Here is an 18523-nt window from a genome sequence, read left to right as displayed (position 1 = left end):
ATCGCACATGTCCACAGGTCCTATTCTCCCAAACGTGGATGACGCCCGAGTTTCCGAGCTGTTCGACCCCGCCGCGTGGACCGAGGTCGAAGGTTTCGCCTTCACCGACATCACCTACCACCGTTCCGCTGAGAACCGCGGCGGCAAGCGCGTGGTGCGCATCGCGTTCGACCGTCCGGAGGTCCGCAACGCCTTCCGGCCGCACACCGTCGACGAGCTCTACCGGGCGCTCGACCACGCCCGGATGAGCTCGGACGTCGGCTGCGTCCTGCTCACCGGCAACGGCCCCTCGCCCAAGGACGGCGGGTGGGCGTTCTGCTCCGGTGGTGACCAGCGTATTCGCGGACGCTCCGGCTATCAGTACGCGAGCGGCGAGACCTCCGACACGGTGGACCCCGCGCGGGCCGGCCGGCTGCACATCCTCGAGGTCCAGCGGCTGATCCGGTTCCTGCCGAAACCCGTGATCGCGGTCGTGCCGGGCTGGGCCGCGGGCGGCGGGCACTCCCTGCACGTCGTGTGCGATCTCACGCTCGCCTCGGCCGAGCACGCGAAGTTCAAGCAGACCGACGCCGACGTCGGCTCGTTCGACGGCGGCTACGGCTCGGCCTACCTGGCGAAGATGGTCGGCCAGAAGTTCGCCCGCGAGATCTTCTTCCTCGGCCGCGAGTACTCCGCCGAGCAGATGCACGCGATGGGCGCGGTCAACGCCGTCGTCCCGCACGCCGACCTGGAAAAAGAAGCCTTGACCTGGGCGTGGGAGATCACCCGCAAGTCGCCGACGGCGCAGCGGATGCTCAAGTACGCGTTCAACCTCACCGACGACGGCATGGTCGGCCAGCAGCTGTTCGCCGGCGAGACCACCCGCCTGGCGTACATGCAGGACGAGGCCGTCGAAGGCCGTGACGCGTTCCTCCAGAAGCGCGACCCCGACTTCAAGGACGTCCCCTATTACTACTGAGCTGCGCCCTCACCACCTCGACGGATCGCCGTCCGCGCTGGTCGCGCTCAAGGAAGCCCTCGCGGCCGCGCTGGACGGCGGCCCGGCCGTGCTGCCGTTCACCGACCCGGCGCTGCGTGACGCGATGGCGCCGGACGAGCCCGCCGAGCCGGACACCGCCGTGGTCATCGCCACTTCGGGCTCGACCGGCGCGCCCAAGGGCGTGCTGCTCTCGGCCCGCGCGCTGACCGCGTCCGCCGAGGCCACGCACGTCCGTCTCGGCGGCCCCGGCCACTGGCTCCTGGCGACGCCGGCGCACTACATCGGCGGGCTGCAGGTACTGGTCCGGTCGCTGCTGGCGGGCACCGAGCCGACGTTCCTGACCGGCACCGGCTTCCGCCCGGACGACTTCGCGGCCGCGGCGGCGAAGCTCACCGGCGGCCCGCGGTACACGGCGCTGGTACCGACCCAGCTGGTCCGGCTGCTCGACGACGACGGCGGCGCCGGCCTGGCCGCGGCGAAGACGTTCGACGCGATCGTGGTCGGCGCGGCGGCGACGTCGGCGGCCCTGCGCGAGCGCGCGGCCGACGCCGGGGTCCGGATCGTGCCCGCGTACGGCATGAGCGAGACGGCGAGCGGCTGCGTCTACGACGGCTTTCCCCTCGACGGCGTCCGCGTCGACGTCGAGGGCGACCGGATCCGCATCGCCGGCGACGTCCTCGCCCACGGCTACCGGCGGCAGCCGGAGCTGACGGCGGAGTCGTTCGACGGCGGCTGGTTCACGACGTCCGACCGTGGGGTTCGTCACGACGACGGCCGCGTCGAGGTCCTCGGCCGCGCCGACGACATGATCAACACCGGCGGCGTGAAGGTCTCGGCGAACGCGATCGAGCGCGTGCTGACCGCCCAGCCGGGCGTCCGCGACGCGTGCGTCGTCGGCCTGCCGGACCAGGAGTGGGGCGAGGCCGTCGTGGCGCTCGTCGTCCCGGAAGGTGGACCGCGCGAAGCGGACGAACTGCGCGCGGCGGTCCGGGCCGAACTCGGTGCGGCGGCAACCCCGAAACGCGTCGAATACGCCGCTGACCTGCCACTTCGCGGTCCGGGAAAGATCGACCGCGCGGCCGTGAAACAGCGACTTGAGTCGGGTTTGCGCGGCTGAATGGCCGCACTTCGTTGACACGTACGCCGTGCACCCGCTTGGCTACGCACCATGACACGCTGGATTCGCACCGCTCTGATCGGCACAGCTGTCGCTTTGGGGATCCTCCTGCCGGCCGGTGCGGCCCTGGCCGACGGCCCCGGAGCCGACCCCAACAGCGGCCAGCTCACCTGGCAGCTGCCGACCACGGACTGACCGCCGGGCACTGATCGACATGGCGTTGAATGACGCCCATGGCGACAGTGAACGAGTGGATCGAGGGGGCGCGGCCCCGGACGCTGCCGAACGCGGTGGCCCCGGTGGTGGCGGGCGTCGGCGCGGCGATCGCGCTGGACGCGTTCTCGTGGTGGCGCTCGGCGCTGGCGCTGCTCGTCTCCCTCTCGCTCATCGTCGGCGTCAACTACGCCAACGACTACTCCGACGGCATCCGCGGCACCGACGAGAACCGCGTCGGCCCGCTGCGGCTGGTCGGTTCGGGGGTCGCCAAGCCGAAGGCCGTGCTGGCCGCCGCGCTGGTTTCGCTGGGCTTGGCCGGGGTGCTGGGGCTCGTGCTCGTCGTCAGCAGCGGGCACTGGTGGCTGCTGGTGATGGGCGCGCTGTGCATCCTCGGCGCCTGGTTCTACACCGGCGGCAAGAAGCCCTACGGGTACTACGGTTTCGGCGAGATCGCCGTGTTCGTCTTCTTCGGCCTGGCCGGCGTGCTGGGCACGGTGTACGTGCAGGCGGGCCGGGTCAGCTGGGCCGCGCTGGCGTGCGCGGTCGCCGTCGGCAGCTTCTCCACGGCGGTCCTGACGGCCAACAACCTGCGTGACATCCCGACCGACATCGAGTCCGGCAAGCGCACCCTGGCCACCCGTCTCGGCGACTCCGGCACGCGACGGCTGTACCTGGTCCTGCTCGCGGTGCCGTACGTGCTGAGCATCGTGCTCGGCGTCTTCCGGCCGCTGGTCCTGATCACGCTGGTGACGGCGCCGCTGCTACTGAAGTCGGTCCGCGCGGTCGGCGGCGGGCAGCAGGGCCGGGCGCTGATCCCGGCGTTGCGCGACACCGGCCTGGCGATGCTCGCCTGGGCCGTGCTCGCCGCCGTCGCACTGAGCTTCTAGCCCTCCGGGGCGAAGAACTTCCCGGTCGCCAGGAACTCCTCGAACAACGCCGTGTGCGGCGCCAGGTCCATCCCCTGGGCCTCGATCCACTCGTCGTTGTAGTACGTGTGCGCGTACCGCTCGCCGCCGTCGCAGAGCAGCGTCACGACGCTGCCCGCCTGGCCGTCCTCGACCATCCGCGAGATGAGCCGGAACGCGCCGTTGAGGTTGGTGCCGGTCGAGCCGCCCGCCCAGTGCCCGGTCCGCTCGCGCAGCAGCCGGATGGCCGCCAGGGACCCGGCGTCCGGGATCCGGAACATCTCGTCGATGACGCCGGGCACGAACGACGGTTCGCAGCGCGGGCGGCCGATGCCTTCGATCCGCGAGGGCATGCCGGTCGCGTAGTCGAGCGCGCCCGTCTCCCACGCCCCGTAGAACGACGAGTTCTCCGGGTCGGCGACGCAGATCTTCGTCGTGTGGCGCTTGTAGCGGACGTACCGGCCGAACGTCGCGCTCGTGCCGCCCGTGCCCGCACCGACCACGATCCACGTCGGGATCGGGTGCCGCTCCGAGCGCATCTGCGCGAAGACCGACTCGGCGATGTTGTTGTTGCCGCGCCAGTCCGTCGCGCGCTCGGCGTAGGTGAACTGGTCGAGGTAGTGCCCGCCGCTCTCGGCCGCGAGCCGCTCCGCCTCCGGGTACATCGCCGGGGCTTCGTCGACGTAGTGGCACTCACCGCCGTAGAACTCGATGAGCGCGATCTTCTCCTTCGACGTCTTCCGCGGCACGACCGTGATGAAGCGCAGGCCGAGCATGCGGGCGAAGTAGGCCTCGGACACCGCCGTCGACCCGCTGGACGCCTCGACGAGCACCGTGTCCGGGCCGATCTGGCCGTTGACGAGCCCGTAGAGGAACAGCGAGCGGGCCAGCCGGTGCTTCAGCGAGCCGGTCGGGTGGACGGACTCGTCCTTGAGGTACAGGTCGATGCCCCACTCCGGGGGCAGCGGGAAGACGTGCAGGTGGGTGTCGGCGCTGCGGTTCGCGTCGGCCTCGATGATCCGGACGGCCTCGCGGACCCAGCTGCGCGCATGGTTCATTCGGCTTGCCCGGGAGCGTCGCCGCGCAGCTGGGCGCGGAGCTCGGCACGGGCCCGGGCGCGCTTCTCGTTGCGCTTCGCCAGGCCGGCCGTGACGCGGGCGTTCAGCGGGCGGAACAGCAGCAGGCCCAGCGGCAGCCCGACGACCAGGCCGACGAGCAGCGCGACCAGCAGGGGCACGCCGATGAGGCTCAGCGCCCAGGCGATCACCCCGACCAGCACGAACCGCGCCAGGAGGTACAGCGTCAGGTCACGCGGCAGGGTGCCGGCCTTCTCGTCGCTCACACCAACGCAGGCTACGCCCCGCCCGAGCGGTCCTTCTGCAGGCCCGCGTTGTTCGGACGGCCTTCGAAGCGCGTCGAGAGCACCACGGTCGTGTTCGTCCGCCCGACGCCGGGGATGCGCCGGAGCCGGCCGAGAGCGCGCTCGAGGTCGTCGACGGTCGCCACGCGCACTTTCACCACGAAAGCTTCGTCGCCCGCCACCGCGTAGCAGCTCTCGACCTCGTCGAGCTCGGCGAGCGCGTCGGCGACGTCGTCTTCGGTGGCGGTGTCGGTGGGATGGATGCCGACGAGGGCGGTGACGCCGAGGCCGACCGAGCTCGGGTCCACGACCGCGTGGTAGCCGGTGATCACGCCGGCGGCTTCCAGCTTGCCCACCCGCTCGTGCACCGACGACGCGGAGAGGCCGACGGCCCGCCCGAGGTCGGCGTAAGTGGCCCGTCCGTTGATGCGCAACGCCGCGATGATCTTCCGGTCCAACTGATCCACGAGATCACTCTATGCGGTTGGACAATCCCCCATTGAGACCACGTCTCGCGGCCGGTGACCCAGGCGATTCGCGTCTCCGCACGTCAGGTCACCGGAATATTAGTTGCAGAACGTAAGCAAGCTGTCCGTTTTGACCTTTAAGGGCTCTTTACTCTTGGACAACCGTTCGAGTACCCGACGGGTGAAGTGCAACGATTGCCGTGTTGGCTACCCCGGCGCGACGGGCCAGAAGGGCCCGGATTGCCTCCGGTATAGCAGTGAGGTCGTTAAGGAGGCGGAAAATGACCGCGACGATGGGCGGACGCCTGCTCACCCCTGGCGAGGTGGCAGCACTGTTCCGGGTGGACCCCAAGACGGTCACCCGATGGGCGACGGCGGGCCGGATCGGCTCGATCCGGACCCCGGGCGGGCACCGGCGGTTCCGGGAGTCCGAGGTGAACGAGCTCCTCGCGGAGCTGACCACGGACGCCAGCGAACCGGCCCGCAAGGTCTGAAGGAGTTCCGGCGCGGAGCCGCGACGGACCAGGGATTTCCCCGGTCCGCGCGGCCCTTCGTCGTTTCCGGGCCCGGGTGAGGTGCGGGCCCGCGCCGGTCTTGAATGACTCATTCAAGACACCCGAGCGGCGAACCATCCGCGCCCCACAGCCGTGTTCGGTTGAGGGACAACCTTGTTCCGGTCGTCACCCCCACCCGACGGGTTCGGGCCGAAACCCCGTCCGACGGGTTAACCTCGGGGGACCCACACGGAAGGATCCGGCATGCTCGCTCTGCTCGCGGCGGTCGGCGCGCTGGTCGTCGCCCTGCTCCTGTGGCGGTCGTTCGCCGGTCAGCGGATGGTCACTTCGCCGCCGCGCCGCGCTCCGATCGCTCCGGACGACGATCCCGACTTCCTGCGCCAGCTGGCCGAACAGCAGCGCAAGCGCCGGGACGAGGAGGGCTAGCGGTAACCCTGCGAAAGCGGGGTGGCGAAACCGTCGGCCACCGTGGCCGCCAGGTCCAGCAACGCCAGGCGCGTGTCCCCGGTCAAGCGGTCCAGCTCGATCTCCGCGCCCTCTTCCAGGTGCGGGTCGAACGGGATCTTGCAGACCGCGCGGACCTTCGCCCCGAAGTGGGCCGACAGCTTGTCGAGGTCGACCGAGCCACCCTTCGGGCGGACCGAGTTGATCACCGCCACCGAGCGCTTGACCAGCTCGCCGTACCCGTGCGCCTCGAGCCAGTCGAGGGTCGCCGAGGCGCTGCGGGCGCCGTCGACCGAGCCCGACGACACGACCACCAGCGCGTCCGCGACGTCCAGGACGCCCTTCATCGCCGAGTGCATCAGGCCGGTGCCGCAGTCGGTGAGCACGATGTTGTAGAAGTGCTCGAGCAGGTTGACCGTGCGCCGGTAGTCCTCCTCGGAGAACGCCTCGGAGACGGCCGGGTCCTGCTCGCTCGCGAGGATCTCCAGCCGGCTGGCGCCCTGGGACGTGTACGACCGGACGTCGCTGTAGCGCGTGATCCGGGCCGCGTCGCGCAGGAGGTGGCGGACCGTCGCCGTCGTCTCCAGCGGGAGCTTCTGCGACAGCGTGCCGCGGTCGGGGTTCGCGTCCACGGCCACCACGCGGTCGCCGCGCAGGGAGGCGAACGTCGCCCCGAGCGTCGTCGTCACGGTCGTCTTGCCGACGCCGCCCTTCAGCGACAGCATCGCGATCTTGTAGCACCCGCGCAGCGGCTGGTTGACGCGCGCGATCAGGTCGCGGCGCTGGGTGTCCGCCGGGCTCTCGCCGGGGTTGATCAGCTTGCCGGAGCCGACGTAGACGGCCTTGCGCCAGCCCGACTGCGGGGGCCGCTTGACCTGCTTGACCAGGTGCGCGGTCGAGAGGTCGTGGCCGTGGCCCGGCTGCTGCGGTGCCGCGTGCCGGCCGCCCTGGGGCTGCGGGAGCCCGGACGCCTGCTGCTGCTGGTACTGGGCCTGCGTGTACTGCGGCTGCAGCGGCGGCAGGTTCTGGTCGTAGCCGTAGCCCTGGGGCACCTGGTGCGGCCCGGACACCGCCGGGTTCACCTGGTGCGGCCCGGAGACGGCGGGGTTGACCTGGTGCGGTCCCGACACGGCCGGGTTCGGCACCTGGTGGGGCCCGGACACCGCCGGATTGACCTGGTGCGGTCCCGACACCGCCGGGTTGGGCGGCGGCGCGACGGCCTGCGTCGGCTGCGCGTCGAGCGCGGCCGGCGGCTCCGGATGCGGGTGCGAGTCCGTCCGGTCTTCGGCGAACAGGCTCGGTTCAGCCGCCGCGGGCTGCTGTTCGGCCTGTTCGGGGTGGCCAGGAGCCGATTCTTCGCTGGGTCCGGTCACCGGTGTAAACCTCCGCGCACTCCGCCCGACATCACGCCCCCTGGTGACGACGGTAGTCGGCGGACTCGCGGCCTGCTCAGCCCACCCCGGCGTACGAGTGCAAGCCCGCGGTGACCAGGTTCACGAAGAACAGGTTGAAGATCATCGCGGCGAACCCCACGATGTTGATCGCCGCGGCGCGGGCCCCGCGCCAGCCCGCGGTCGCCCGCGAGTGCAGGTAGGCCGCGTAGATGACCCAGGCGATGAACGCGACGGTCTCCTTGGGGTCCCAGCCCCAGAACCGGCCCCAGGCCGACTCGGCCCAGACGGCGCCGCAGAGCACGCCGAAGGTGAAGACCGGGAAGGCGAAGATCGTCGTCCGGTAGGCGATCCGGTCGAGGACGTCGGCCGCGGGAAGCTTCGAGGCGAACCGGGCGAACTTCGTCTCGTCCTTCTCGTAGGCCGCGCGGAAGAGGTAAAGAACGCTCGCGACACCCGGCACCAGGAAGACGCCGGAGCCGATGATGGCCGCGGAGACGTGGATGACCAGCCAGTACGACTGCAGCGCGGGCTGCACCGGCGCCGCGGTCGTGTACAGCAGCGTGCCGTTGATGAACATCAGGATCACGACGGGCAGCAGCAGGAAGCCGGTCAGGTGGCGGACCGGGAACTTCCACATCACGACGATCCAGGTGACCACCGTGATGAAGGTGACCGCCATGCCGTACTCGTACATGTTGCCCCACGGCGCGCGGTGCACGGCGAGCCCGCGCAGCACGATCGCCGACAGCTGCAGCAGCGCGCCGAGCACGAGCAGCGACGCGCCCATCTTGCCGATCCGCTCGGGGCGCCCGGACGTGCGCTGCGCGGCCTGGACCTCCTCGACCGGCGGCCCGCCGGCGCCGACGAGCTCGCGCGCCCGCAGCTTGGCCCGCTCGGTGGCGAGCCGGCCCTTGGCGCCGAAGCCCTGCTCGACCAGCGTCATCATCAGCGCGACGACGTAGATCGCCGCGGCGGTGGTGTACAGCCAGTCGCTGTACTGCGACAGCGTCTCGTTGATCGGCATGCCTCAGCCCTTCTGACCACTGATCAGGCGTTCACTGATCTTGTGGAACTCTTCGCCGTACCCGGCCTGGTCGGTGCGGGCCAGTCCGGCGACCTCGATCACGGTACCCGGGTCGTCTTCGGTCCCCGGCTTCACCCGCACCCACAGCCGACGGCGCTTGACCAGCAGGGACGCGCCGAGGCCGAGGAACATCGCGATGGCGAAGCCGAGCACGAACCCCTGCGTCGGGTCGTGCGAGACCTGCAGGGAAACCCAGTGGTTGACGCCGTCGAAGCGGATCTTCGTGCCGTCGTCCAGCTTGATCTCCTGGCCGACCTTCAGGTTTTCGCGGGCGATCTTCTTCAGCCGGCCGTCGTCGACGAGCGACTGGTCGATCTCGAACACCGACTGGCCGCGCCCGGCGTCCAGGCCGAGGTCGCCGCGCATGATGTCGACGGCGACCTGGGGGTCCTTCGTCTCCGGCGCCGAGGACGTCAGCACGTTGCCGTGCAGGAACGCCGTCGGCGCGAGCAGGCCGGTGATGGCCAGCTGGCGCGTGCGCCGCTGGACCTCGTCGGTGATGCCGGGCTGGTCGAACTTCGTCGCGCCCTCGGCGAGCATCGTGGTCGGGTCGACCGTGCGCCACTGGGTGTTCTGGGTGCGCTTCTCCCCGTCCGGGAAGGTCACCGTGAACTGCGGCGAGTTGCCCTGGCCGAGCAGGTAGACGCGGTCGCCGGCGGTGCGCAGCGGCGAGTTGACCTCGAGGCCGTACGGCCGCCAGGTGTTCGTCTCCAGGTCCGGGCCGGACTGGTACTCGATGTTCGAGTGGTAGTACTCCGGCTCGCCGGCCGGGGTGTAGCGCACGGTGAAGTCGTTGACCTTCACGCAGAACGGGTCGAGGTCGGTGCCGTCGACGCGCAGGCCCGCGTTGAAGGAGTCGTAGTTGTAGATGCCGGAGTTGCAGAACGAGCTGCCGTCGGCCTGGACGATGACCTGGCCCTCGTAGCCGAAGAGCTTGCCGAGCGCGAAGAACACGATCAGGCCGAGCATGCTGAAGTGGAAGAGCAGGTTGCCGGTCTCGCGCAGGAACCCGCGTTCGGCGGAGATCGTGCGGACGCCGTCGGCCTCTTCGCGCTCGACGCGGCGCCAGCCGGACAGTTGCTTGTGGACGGCGGCAAGTTCGGCATTGACGTCGGACTTGCCGCGGCCCAGCCGGTAGTGCGGCATCCGCGCGAGGTTGCGCGGGGTCAGCACGGGCTTCGCGCGCATCGCCTTGACGTAGTCGAAGCTGCGCGGGGTCAGGCAGCCGACCAGCGAGATCATCAGCAGCAGGTAGATGGCCGAAAACCAGATGCTGGAGTAGACGTCGTAGAACTCGAGCTTGTCGAGCAGGGTGCCCCACCAGCCGTGCGCGGCGATGTACTCGTCGACCTTGGGGGCGTTGAGCTTCCGCTGCGGCAGGAGCGCGCCGGGCAGGGCGGCCAGGGCGAGCAGGAAGAGCAGGACGAGCGCGGTGCGCATCGACGTCAGGCCGCGCCAGGTGTTGCGGACGAAGGCGAAGGTGCGCTTCGCGGGCGTCGGACCTTGCGGGGTCTTCGGGGGCGCTTCGGTGGTCGTCACAGCGGCAGCTCCAGGTTGCCCGCGAGCTCGTTGCGGAGCCAGCCCATCAGATCTCCCCACACGCCGGTGACCAGCAGGATGCCGACGATCATCAGCAGCACGCCGCCGAAGATCTGCACCTGACGGCCGTGGCGGCGCACCCAGTCGGTGGCGCGCACGGCCCAGCGGGCGCCGAGCGCGATGAGCAGGAACGGCACCCCGAGGCCGAGGCAGTAGACGGCGATCAGCAGGTAACCGCGGGCCGCGGCGCCGCCGGTCGCGCTGGCCAGGGTGGTGACGGCCGAGAGCGTCGGGCCGATGCACGGCGTCCAGCCGAGCCCGAAGACCGCGCCGAGCAGCGGCGCGCCCCAGATCCCGCCACCGGGGACGCGGTGCGAGCGCACCTCGCGCTGCAGGCCCGGGATCCAGCCGAGGAAAACGAGCGCCATCGCGATGGTCAGGACCCCGCCGACGCGCTGGAGCACGTCCTGGTTGAGGGTGAGCGTGGCGGTCAGCCAGACCAGGGTGCCCAGCGTGGCGACGAAGACGACGGTGAACCCGAGCACGAAGAGCAAGGCGGCGCCGACAACAGCCCACCGGCCCTTCTTGCGCTCCTCGTCCACGCTGACCGCGGGAGCGTCCGCGCCGACGAGCGCGGCGAGGTACGCGAGGTACCCCGGCACGAGCGGCACGACGCAGGGCGAGGCGAAGGAGATCGTCCCGGCCAGCAGCGCGACGCCCGCGGCGAGCAGCAGCGGTCCGGAGATCGCCAGCTCGGTCACGGAGTTCACCCCGTTGAGGGTAGGCAGTGAGGTCCCGGTGAGAACTCCGGGGCCGGTTCACAGGACCTCGGTCACAGCAGTTCAGGACCTTGGTCCCACCCGTTCCGGCGGCCACTCGTGTGGTGGGCCACCACCCGAAGCCCGATTGTGACTACGGACGGGAGTGCGTGTTCTGGCTTCCGATCGGGGTGGGGGGAGGGGTCTGGTTGGGTGCCGATCATGCCGCCGGCTGCCGGTTGGAAGTGGGGTTCGCCGGCGGCGAACCCCACTCCACCTTGGGCCCGTAGCGGGCGCCGGACAGGTTCGCGTGCACCTGTTTTGTTGCTCGTGTTCAGTCAAAGGCGCAGCGTGCGGCCGGCTGCCGGGGAAAGACCGGGAACTCCCTCGATCGCGATCAGGCTTCGGCTGCCAACCTCTGGGTCACCGGGAGCAGGTCCTGGGCCAGCACCGGACGCAGGAACACCGCCGCCACCCGGTGCTGCTTGTCCAGCACGATCGTCGACGGGATGATGTTGCGCGGGTAGCCGCTCAGCTTGAGCAGCACCCGCCCGTCCGGGTCGTAGATCGACGGGTACGTCAGCTTCCGGTCCCGCACGAAGTCCTGCGCCACCTCGCGCGCCGGGTCGCGGACGTCGATGCCGACCACCTGGACGCCCTGCTTGGCCACCGCCTCCATCTCCGGCACCTCCGTGCGGCACGGCCCGCACCACTGGCCCCAGAGGTTGAGCACCACGACCTTGCCCGGGTAGTCCGCGAGCGACAGCTGCTTGCCCTCGTTCATCAGGTCTTCCCCGGCCAGCACCGGCGCGGTCTGGCGCTGGGCGAGGTCGTACGTGATGTCGACCTTGCCGCCCGGGGAGACGAAGCTGAAGCTGCTCCCCTGCACCACCGCGTCCTTGCCGCTGCTGCACCCGGCCAAGGCCAGCAGCGCGACGGCCGCCAAGAAGACCCGTTTCATGCCCCGGTCACCTTCGGGTCGGTCGTCCCGGCGGGCTCGCTGTAGACGATCTCGCGCAGCTCGTCGCCGTCGAAGACCAGCGAGGTCAGCGACGCCAGCGAGCACTGGCGGCGCCGCGGGTCGTGCCACAGGCGCTTGCCCTCGAGGAACCGGCGCAACGTCCAGATCGGCAGCTGGTGCGACACGCAGAGCGCCTCGTGACCCTCCGCGGCGGAGCGGGCGCGGTGCACCGCGCCGAGCATCCGGTGCGCGATCTCGATGTACGGCTCGCCCCACGACGGCTTGAACGGGTTCACCAGCTTCGGCCAGTGCCGGGGCTCCCGCAGCGCGCCGTCGCCGACCGCCACGTGCAGGCCCTCGAACTGGTTTCCCGCCTCGATCAGCCCTTCATCGGTCGCGATGTCGAGGCGGTGCGCCGCGGCAATCGGCCCAGCTGTCTCCTGCGCGCGCTGCAGCGGCGACGCGACGACGTGCACCAGGTCGTGGCCCGCGACGGCCTCGGCGACCGTCAGCGCCTGCCGCTGCCCGCGCTCGGACAGCCGGTAGCCGGGCAGCCGGCCGTAGAGGATCTTCTCGGGGTTGTGCACTTCGCCGTGGCGAAGCATGTGGACGACGGTGGTCACTTGACCGCCTCCGCCGCCGCGCGCGCCGCCGCGGGCAGGGCCGCTTCGATCACCGAGAACGCTTCGTCGTCCATGGCCGCGTTGACGAACCAGGCCTCGTACGCGCTGGGCGGCCCGTACACGCCCGCGTCGAGCAGCGCGTGGAAGAACGCCGGGTAGCGCCACGTCTCGGACGCCTGCGCGCCCGCGTAGTCGCGTACGGGCGCTTCGCCGAAGAACACGCTTACCAAGTTGCCCGCGTACTGGACGTTGTTCGCAACGCCGGCGTTGCTGAGCTCGCGGCGGAAGAGGTCGCCGAGCCGCTTCGAGTTGGCGTCCAGCGCCGCGTACACGGCGTGGTCGGCCGCGCGCAGCGTCGCCAGGCCCGTGGCCACCGCGACGGGGTTCCCGGACAGCGTCCCGGCCTGGTAGACCGGCCCGCCCGGGGCGAGCTTCGCCATCACGTCGGCGCGGCCGCCGAAGGCCGCGGCCGGCAGCCCGCCGGACATCACCTTGCCGAACGTGTAGAGGTCGCCGGCCACGCCTTCGAGGCCGAACCAGCCCGCGCTCGAGACACGGAACCCGGTCATCACCTCGTCCATGACGAGCAGCGCGCCGTGCTCGTGGGCCAGGTCGCGCAGGCCCGCGTTGAAGCCCTCGTCGGGCGCGATCGCACCCATGTTGCCGGCCGCGGCCTCGGTGATCACCGCGGCGATCTCGCCCGGGTTGTCCACAAAGGACTGCCGGACGGCGTCGAGGTCGTTGTAGGGCAGCACCAGCGTGTCCGCGGCCTGGGCGCCGGTGACACCCGGCGACGTCGGCAGCCCGAGCGTCGCGACGCCGGAGCCGGCCTGGGCGAGCAGCGCGTCGACGTGACCGTGGTAACACCCGGCGAACTTCACGATCTTCGACCGGCCGGTGAAGCCCCGGGCCAGCCGGATCGCGCTCATCGTCGCCTCGGTGCCCGAGTTGACCAGGCGCACCTGCTCGACCGGCTCGACGCGGTTGACGATCTCCTCGGCCAGCTCGACCTCGCCGATCGTCGGCGTGCCGAACGACAGCCCGGACGTCGCCGCCTTGCGCGCCGCCTCGACGACGTGCGGGTGCGCGTGGCCCAGGATCATCGGACCCCAGGACGACACCAGGTCGACGTAGCGGTTGCCGTCGGCGTCCCACAGGTGGGGGCCCTCGCCGCGGACCATGAAGCGCGGGGTGCCGCCCACGGAGTTGAACGCCCGGACCGGCGAGTTCACCCCGCCCGGGATGGCCGCCTTCGCGCGGTCGAACCACGCCTTGGACTGCTCGGTTCCAGTGCTCACCTCTCCATACTCCCAAATCCCCCTAAGATGGCCGGACGCCGCCCGGGAGGGGAACAGCCGGTGACCGATCGCGTCCCGCAGCGCAACCCGTGGCTGGTGCTGGCCGGCTTCTTCGGCGTCGTCGCCGTGGTGGCCGTGGTCGCCGCACTGGCCGCGACCTCGGCGAAGGACGTCTACGCGCGGCTCGAGCAGCCGTCGTGGGCGGCGCCGGCGACCTGGTTCGGTCCGGTGTGGACGGTGCTGTACGGCACGATCGCGCTGGCCGGGTGGCTGTACTGGCGCACCGACGGCGAGACCCGCGGGTTCGCCGCCTACGGCATCGGCCTGCTGGCCAACCTCCTGTGGACGCCGCTGTTCTTCGAGGGCGGCGCGGCGAAGGCGGCGCTCGTCGACATCGTCGTGCTGGACGTCGTGGTGGTCGTCACGATCGTCCTGTTCGCCCGCCGGTCGAAGGCCGCCGCCGCGCTGCTGGTGCCCTACCTCGCCTGGATCCTCTACGCGACGGCGCTGAACACCGCGATCGTCGCGCTCAACTAGCGCGCCGCCTGCTGGGTGATGGCCTGCGCGGTCACCGTGCCGTCCTCGCCCGCCTGGCCCTGGACGGTGACCGTCGCGCCCGGTTTGAGGTCCGAAAGCTTGCCCTGCTGGGTGACGCCGACCGTGGTCGAGTCCGATGTGGACACCTTGACGTCCTGGCCCTGCGCGGTCTTCACGTAGACGGTGGTGCCGTCGACGTGGTCGACCGTGCCGGTGGTGCCGCGGCCGCCGCCCGCGCCGCGGAAGCCGCCTTGGCCGGTGCCGCCGGTCTGGCCGGTCCCGCCTTGGGTCCCGCCCTGGGCGCCGCTCGGCCGGGTGGGCGTCGAGGTTGACGACGAGCCGAACGCCGCGTGCGTCCAGGCGCCGCCGCCGAACGCGATCGCGAGGACGACGAGCCCGGCCAGCACCAGCGTCGTGCGCGAGAAGGGCTTCGCGGCCCGGCGCATTTCGGCGTTGAGATCACCCTCGACCGCCGGGCTGGCGACGATCTCCTCGGCGGAGCTTTCACGTGAAAGCTCCGCCCCCTGGTCGGCACTTTCACGTGAAAGTGGCGGTTTCGTGGTCATGCGAAGGCTCCTTATTCGTGACGCAGGGCGTCGATCGGCCGCAGCTTGGCGGCCCGGTTCGCCGGGAAGCTGCCGAAGAACAGCCCGATCAGGGCGGACACCGCGAAGGCGAGCAGGATCGACGAGGGCACCACGACCGGTTTGATCCCGGAGATGGTGAACCGGCTGCCGACGATCCCGATCGCGACGCCGAGCAGCCCGCCGAACAGGCTGAGCATGGTCGCTTCGGCGAGGAACTGGCCGAGGATGGCCGCGCGCGGGGCGCCGATGGCCTTGCGGATGCCGATTTCGCGGATCCGCTCGGTCACGGTCACCAGCATGATGTTGGTGACGCCGATGCCGCCGACCAGCAGCGAGATCGCCGCGACCGCGGCCAGCAGGACGGTGAACGTCTCGGTCGCCGACGTCCGGGTCGCGAGCAGCTGCTCGGAGTTCTGGATCTGGTAGTCGGCGGTGCCGCCGAGCCGGATGCCGTGGCGGGCGTTGAGGATCGCGGTGATCTCCGACTGGGCCAGCGACACCGAGTCCGCGCTGGTGGCCTGGACCGCGATCTGGCTGAGGCTGCCGTAGCCGGCCAGGGAGTTCTGGACGGCCGAGATCGGCGCGATCGCGACGTCGTCGGCGTTCTGCAGCCCGGTGCTGCCCTTGGCCTGCAGCACGCCGATCACGGTGAACTGGATGCTGTTGAGCAGCACGTTCTTGCCGACCGGGTCCGCCGTGCCGAAGATCGACTCCGCCGTCGTCGGGCCGAGGACGACGACCTTGCGCGCGGCCGAGACGTCCTCGCTGGTGAACAGCTGACCCTGGGCGAGGTCGCGGTTGGTCGTCGTGAAGTACGCCGGTTCGGTACCGGCGACGCTGGAAATGTCGTACGACGTCTGCCCGTAGGTGGCGGTCGCCGTGGTGTTCACCACCGGCGACGCGGCCTTGACGTCCGGCGCGCCGACCGGGTCGACGAGCGCGTGCGCGTCCTGGACGGTCAGCGGCCGCGCCGAGGCGCCCTGCCCGCCGCCGCGCGCCGGGGAGACGTTGACGACGTTGGTGCCGAGACCCTGGATGCTGGCCGCGATGGCCGCCGACGCGCCGTTGCCGACCGCGACGAGCAGGATCACCGCGGCGACGCCGATGGTGATGCCGAGCGTGGTGAGCGCCGAGCGCAGCTTGTTCGCGGTGAGCCCGCGGACGGCGAAGCGCAGGATTTCGAGGAAGTTCACGTGAGCGCTCCGACCGCGCGGGTGATCTCGTCCGACACGATGAGGCCGTCGTCGACCCGCACCACGCGCCGCGCGTGCTCGGCGACCTCGTCCTCGTGCGTGATGACGACGATGGTGCGCCCGAGCCGGTTGAGCCGGTCGAACACGCCGAGGACGTCTTCGGTGCTGCGGCGGTCGAGGTTGCCGGTCGGCTCGTCGGCCAGCAGCATCGCCGGGCCGGTGACCAGGGCGCGGGCCACGGCGACGCGCTGGATCTGGCCGCCGGACAGCTCGCTCGGCAGGTGCTTGGCGCGGTCGGACAGCCCGACCATGTCGAGCGCGGCGAGCGCGCGGCGCCGGCGTTCGGCCCGGCGCAGTCCACTGTAGACCAGTGGTAATTCCACATTGGACAGTGCGGACGTCCGCGGCACCAGGTTGAACGACTGGAAGATGAACCCGATCTTCCGGTTGCGCAGCAACGCCAATTGCCGTTCGTTCAGCCTGCCGACGCCGAAGCCGTCCAGGAGGTACTGGCCGGACGTCGGGACGTCGAGGCAGCCGAGCATGTTCAGCAGCGTCGACTTGCCCGAGCCCGACGCGCCCATGATCGCGACGTACTCGCCGGGCCACACGGTGAGGTCGACCCCGCGCAGGGCGTGCACCGCCGTCTCGCCGGCGCCGTAGGTCTTGCGCAGCCCGGAGACCGCGATCACCGGCTTCGCGTGCGCCGGGTTCACCCGCGGCCGCCGAAGCCACCGCCGGCGCCCGTGCCGGTGCCGCGCTGGCCGCCGCCGGGGAACCCGCCGGTCCCGCCGCCCGGGAACCCACCGGTGCCGCCGGTCCCGGTGCCGGTCCGGCCGGTGCCGGTGGTCGACGAGGCCCCGGTGAGCACGACGTTCTCGCCCTCGGTCAGCCCGGACGTGATCTGGACGGTCGACTCGCCGCGGATGCCGACCTGCACCTGGCGCGGCACGTTCTGGCCGTTCTCCTGCACGGTGACGATGTTGGTGTTGCCGGCGGTCGTCACGGCCGCGGCCGGCACGCTCAGCGCGTTCTCGGCGGAGGCGACGGTGATCACGACGCTCGCCGACTGGCCGGGCCGTAGCCCGTCCGGCGGGTCGGTCAGCGCGAGCTGTGCGCCGTAGGAGACGACGCTGCCGCTGGTCGTCGGGGTCAGGTTGATGCTCGAGACGGTGGCCTGGATCGGCTTGTCCGGCAGCGCGTTCAACGTGACGGTGGCCTTCTGGCCGGTCTTGACCTTGCTGACGTCGATCTCGGCGACCGAGGTGTTCACGACCAGGCCGGTCATGTTCGTGATGGTGATGAAGCCGCTGCTGGAACTGCTGCTGGCGCTCGCCGCGGAGCTGGTGGACGAGCCTTGCCCGCCCTGACCACTGCCACTGCTGCTCGACGTCGACTGGGAGCTGCTCGCCGAGCCGCTGGAGGACTGCTGCCCGACGGTGCCGTTGACCGCGGTGACCGTGCCGGCGCCGGGCGCGTAGAGCGTGGTGTTGTCGAGGCTCTCCTGCGCGGTCTGGACGTCGAGCTGCGCCTGGTCGAGCTTCGCCTGCGCCGAGGTGACGTTGTTGGCCGCGGACTGCGTGCTGTTCTGGGAGTTCTGGCCGTTCTGGCTGGTCGCCGGGGTGTCTTCGGCGTCCTCGGCGGAGTCCAGGCTGTCCTGTGCGACCGCGAGGTTCGCCTTCGCGACCTGAAGCTGCTTCGCTGCCTGCGTGCTGTCGACGGTGGCGAGCTTCTGCCCGGCGCTGACGACGTCGCCGACCTTCACGTCGATCGAGGTGACCTTGCCGGCCGTCGAGAAGTTCGCCGCGCCGGTGTAGCTGCTGGCGAGGGTCCCGGCGGCGGAGATGGTCTCGGTGACCGTCGCGCGGCGCACCTGGGTGCTGCGCGTCTGCGCCTGCGCCGTGCTCGGTTCGGGGCTGAATGCCTGGTATATCCCGAAAGCCGCTCCGGCCAGCAGTACGACCAGAGCACCGTTGATCACCCATGCCTTCGAGGCACGCACGCGCGTCATGCGGCAACAGTGCTGCCGCTGCTTAGCAATTGACTGTTCGTTCCCTGTGCGGGAGCTGTGTATCAGGCCTTCGGCGCGCGGTGCCGCGCACGCACGGCGAGCAACAGCTGACGCACGGCGTCGACCAGCAGGATCGCGGCCACGGTGCCGAGCCCGATGGCGGCGGCGAGCATGCCCCCGAAGTACCGGTGCGACTCGAGAACGGCACCGTCATCGGTCCGCGTGACGACGACGGCGCGGCCGCCGTGCCAGAGGGCGTAGGCGGCCCACCCGGCGGCGACGGCGAGCACGACTTCCACGACGGCGACGAGCATCCGCCACGGCTTGTGCAGCCGGGCCTGCGGGCCGGCTTCTTTTGGCGGCCAGAGCTCGGCCCCGGTGGGCTGCGGGAGGTCGATCACGGAAGCGATTTTCTCATGCTTCCTTCGGCGTCGCCCGCACGAGCCGGTCCAGCGCGTCCCAGCCTGCGGCTGAAGGGCACCTTCCCTACGTCAGACGCACTGAAGGGCACCTTCCTCGCATCAGATGCACTGAA

The 18523-nt window shown here is 70.9% G+C and carries 22 protein-coding genes; 7 read left to right on the top strand and 15 right to left on the bottom strand.

Features of this window, described 5'->3' with window-relative positions; translation table 11 throughout:
• The first annotated feature begins 34 nt into the window (after nt 1-34).
• Genes BLV96_RS24415 through BLV96_RS24405 form a run of 4 tightly spaced genes read left to right on the top strand, consistent with a single transcriptional unit; the run spans nt 35 to nt 3199 of the window.
• Nucleotides 35-958 carry a 1,4-dihydroxy-2-naphthoyl-CoA synthase gene (locus tag BLV96_RS24415; RefSeq protein ID WP_086677869.1) on the top strand — a complete coding sequence of 308 codons (924 nt, stop codon included), beginning with the start codon at nt 35-37 and terminating at the stop codon, nt 956-958.
• 1 nt (nt 959) lies between these two features.
• Entirely contained in the window at nt 960-2096 is a 1137-nt protein-coding gene (menE, locus tag BLV96_RS24410; protein WP_208608317.1) for an o-succinylbenzoate--CoA ligase, read from the top strand.
• Nucleotides 2097-2147: 51 nt separating this feature from the next.
• Nucleotides 2148-2291 carry a hypothetical protein gene (locus BLV96_RS49970; protein ID WP_167379715.1) on the top strand — a complete coding sequence of 48 codons (144 nt, stop codon included), beginning with the start codon at nt 2148-2150 and terminating at the stop codon, nt 2289-2291.
• A gap of 38 nt (nt 2292-2329) precedes the next feature.
• Nucleotides 2330-3199: a 1,4-dihydroxy-2-naphthoate polyprenyltransferase gene (locus BLV96_RS24405; protein ID WP_086677868.1), complete on the top strand. Its 870-nt coding sequence runs from the start codon at nt 2330-2332 to the stop codon at nt 3197-3199.
• Here the strand turns inward: BLV96_RS24405 and cds1 are convergent.
• The 3 genes from cds1 to BLV96_RS24390 are packed head-to-tail and all read right to left on the bottom strand — an operon-like array spanning nt 3196 to nt 5044.
• Nucleotides 3196-4275, bottom strand: a complete 1080-nt coding sequence (gene cds1 / locus BLV96_RS24400; RefSeq protein WP_086677867.1) for an L-cysteine desulfhydrase Cds1 — start codon at nt 4273-4275, stop codon at nt 3196-3198. The two genes, BLV96_RS24405 and cds1, sit on opposite strands and share 4 nt — an antisense overlap.
• Complete coding sequence (locus tag BLV96_RS24395) at nt 4272-4559, bottom strand: DUF4229 domain-containing protein (RefSeq protein ID WP_086677866.1); 288 nt, start codon at nt 4557-4559, stop codon at nt 4272-4274. The genes cds1 and BLV96_RS24395 overlap by 4 nt, the downstream gene beginning before the upstream one ends.
• Before the next feature lie 11 nt (nt 4560-4570).
• Nucleotides 4571-5044: an Lrp/AsnC family transcriptional regulator gene (locus BLV96_RS24390; RefSeq protein ID WP_167379714.1), complete on the bottom strand. Its 474-nt coding sequence runs from the start codon at nt 5042-5044 to the stop codon at nt 4571-4573.
• 281 nt (nt 5045-5325) lie between these two features.
• Here BLV96_RS24390 and BLV96_RS24385 point away from each other — a divergent pair, with 281 nt between their 5' ends.
• Nucleotides 5326-5538 (top strand): BldC family transcriptional regulator, encoded by a 213-nt coding sequence (locus tag BLV96_RS24385; RefSeq protein ID WP_033291096.1) that lies wholly within the window; start codon nt 5326-5328, stop codon nt 5536-5538.
• Between the two features lie 264 nt (nt 5539-5802).
• On the top strand, nt 5803-5985 hold the full coding sequence (locus tag BLV96_RS24380; protein WP_086677865.1) for a hypothetical protein: 183 nt from the start codon (nt 5803-5805) through the stop codon (nt 5983-5985).
• Here BLV96_RS24380 and BLV96_RS24375 read toward each other — a convergent pair.
• From BLV96_RS24375 to hemL, 7 genes are all read right to left on the bottom strand, one after another.
• Nucleotides 5982-7376: a MinD/ParA family ATP-binding protein gene (locus BLV96_RS24375; protein ID WP_086677864.1), complete on the bottom strand. Its 1395-nt coding sequence runs from the start codon at nt 7374-7376 to the stop codon at nt 5982-5984. The two genes, BLV96_RS24380 and BLV96_RS24375, sit on opposite strands and share 4 nt — an antisense overlap.
• A 76-nt stretch (nt 7377-7452) precedes the next feature.
• Nucleotides 7453-8421 carry a c-type cytochrome biogenesis protein CcsB gene (gene ccsB / locus BLV96_RS24370; RefSeq protein WP_086677863.1) on the bottom strand — a complete coding sequence of 323 codons (969 nt, stop codon included), beginning with the start codon at nt 8419-8421 and terminating at the stop codon, nt 7453-7455.
• Nucleotides 8422-8424: 3 nt separating this feature from the next.
• The gene (gene resB / locus BLV96_RS24365; protein ID WP_086677862.1) at nt 8425-10020 is read right to left on the bottom strand and encodes a cytochrome c biogenesis protein ResB; all 1596 of its coding nucleotides are present in this window, start codon (nt 10018-10020) and stop codon (nt 8425-8427) included.
• On the bottom strand, nt 10017-10790 hold the full coding sequence (locus BLV96_RS24360) for a cytochrome c biogenesis CcdA family protein (protein WP_086677861.1): 774 nt from the start codon (nt 10788-10790) through the stop codon (nt 10017-10019). Before BLV96_RS24360 ends, resB begins: the two co-directional genes overlap by 4 nt.
• Nucleotides 10791-11175: 385 nt before the next feature.
• Nucleotides 11176-11739, bottom strand: a complete 564-nt coding sequence (locus BLV96_RS24355; RefSeq protein WP_086677860.1) for a TlpA family protein disulfide reductase — start codon at nt 11737-11739, stop codon at nt 11176-11178.
• Entirely contained in the window at nt 11736-12362 is a 627-nt protein-coding gene (locus BLV96_RS24350; protein WP_086677859.1) for a histidine phosphatase family protein, read from the bottom strand. The genes BLV96_RS24355 and BLV96_RS24350 overlap by 4 nt, the downstream gene beginning before the upstream one ends.
• Entirely contained in the window at nt 12359-13660 is a 1302-nt protein-coding gene (gene hemL, locus BLV96_RS24345; RefSeq protein ID WP_086677858.1) for a glutamate-1-semialdehyde 2,1-aminomutase, read from the bottom strand. Before hemL ends, BLV96_RS24350 begins: the two co-directional genes overlap by 4 nt.
• 60 nt (nt 13661-13720) lie before the next feature.
• Between hemL and BLV96_RS24340 the strand changes: the two genes are divergently transcribed.
• Complete coding sequence (locus BLV96_RS24340) at nt 13721-14197, top strand: TspO/MBR family protein (RefSeq protein ID WP_086677857.1); 477 nt, start codon at nt 13721-13723, stop codon at nt 14195-14197.
• Here BLV96_RS24340 and BLV96_RS24335 read toward each other — a convergent pair.
• From BLV96_RS24335 to BLV96_RS24315, 5 genes are all read right to left on the bottom strand, one after another.
• A complete protein-coding gene (locus tag BLV96_RS24335; protein WP_167379713.1) occupies nt 14194-14763 on the bottom strand; it encodes a DUF5666 domain-containing protein in 570 nt (189 codons plus the stop codon). The genes BLV96_RS24340 and BLV96_RS24335 overlap by 4 nt on opposite strands.
• A gap of 11 nt (nt 14764-14774) precedes the next feature.
• On the bottom strand, nt 14775-15977 hold the full coding sequence (locus BLV96_RS24330; RefSeq protein WP_086677856.1) for an ABC transporter permease: 1203 nt from the start codon (nt 15975-15977) through the stop codon (nt 14775-14777).
• Nucleotides 15974-16693 carry an ABC transporter ATP-binding protein gene (locus BLV96_RS24325; RefSeq protein ID WP_086677855.1) on the bottom strand — a complete coding sequence of 240 codons (720 nt, stop codon included), beginning with the start codon at nt 16691-16693 and terminating at the stop codon, nt 15974-15976. Before BLV96_RS24325 ends, BLV96_RS24330 begins: the two co-directional genes overlap by 4 nt.
• Nucleotides 16690-17988, bottom strand: coding sequence for an efflux RND transporter periplasmic adaptor subunit (locus tag BLV96_RS24320; protein WP_086677854.1), 1299 nt, complete (start codon nt 17986-17988; stop codon nt 16690-16692). The genes BLV96_RS24325 and BLV96_RS24320 overlap by 4 nt, the downstream gene beginning before the upstream one ends.
• 62 nt (nt 17989-18050) lie before the next feature.
• Nucleotides 18051-18389 carry a hypothetical protein gene (locus tag BLV96_RS24315; RefSeq protein ID WP_086677853.1) on the bottom strand — a complete coding sequence of 113 codons (339 nt, stop codon included), beginning with the start codon at nt 18387-18389 and terminating at the stop codon, nt 18051-18053.
• Nucleotides 18390-18523: the final 134 nt, after the last annotated feature.

Origin of the sequence: Amycolatopsis pretoriensis, assembly GCF_900107925.1 — a bacterium.
Taxonomy (GTDB): domain Bacteria; phylum Actinomycetota; class Actinomycetes; order Mycobacteriales; family Pseudonocardiaceae; genus Amycolatopsis; species Amycolatopsis pretoriensis.
This window is presented reverse-complemented; position numbering and strand designations above follow the sequence as displayed.

Coding starts and splice junctions, on each gene's coding strand:
- BLV96_RS49970 (WP_167379715.1), top strand. CDS start 2,148: ATGACACGCTGGATTCGCACCGCTCTGATCGGCACAGCTGTCGCTTTG.
- BLV96_RS24405 (WP_086677868.1), top strand. CDS start 2,330: ATGGCGACAGTGAACGAGTGGATCGAGGGGGCGCGGCCCCGGACGCTG.
- cds1 (WP_086677867.1), bottom strand. CDS start 4,275: ATGAACCATGCGCGCAGCTGGGTCCGCGAGGCCGTCCGGATCATCGAG.
- BLV96_RS24385 (WP_033291096.1), top strand. CDS start 5,326: ATGACCGCGACGATGGGCGGACGCCTGCTCACCCCTGGCGAGGTGGCA.
- BLV96_RS24380 (WP_086677865.1), top strand. CDS start 5,803: ATGCTCGCTCTGCTCGCGGCGGTCGGCGCGCTGGTCGTCGCCCTGCTC.
- ccsB (WP_086677863.1), bottom strand. CDS start 8,421: ATGCCGATCAACGAGACGCTGTCGCAGTACAGCGACTGGCTGTACACC.
- BLV96_RS24355 (WP_086677860.1), bottom strand. CDS start 11,739: ATGAAACGGGTCTTCTTGGCGGCCGTCGCGCTGCTGGCCTTGGCCGGG.
- BLV96_RS24335 (WP_167379713.1), bottom strand. CDS start 14,763: ATGACCACGAAACCGCCACTTTCACGTGAAAGTGCCGACCAGGGGGCG.
- BLV96_RS24320 (WP_086677854.1), bottom strand. CDS start 17,988: ATGACGCGCGTGCGTGCCTCGAAGGCATGGGTGATCAACGGTGCTCTG.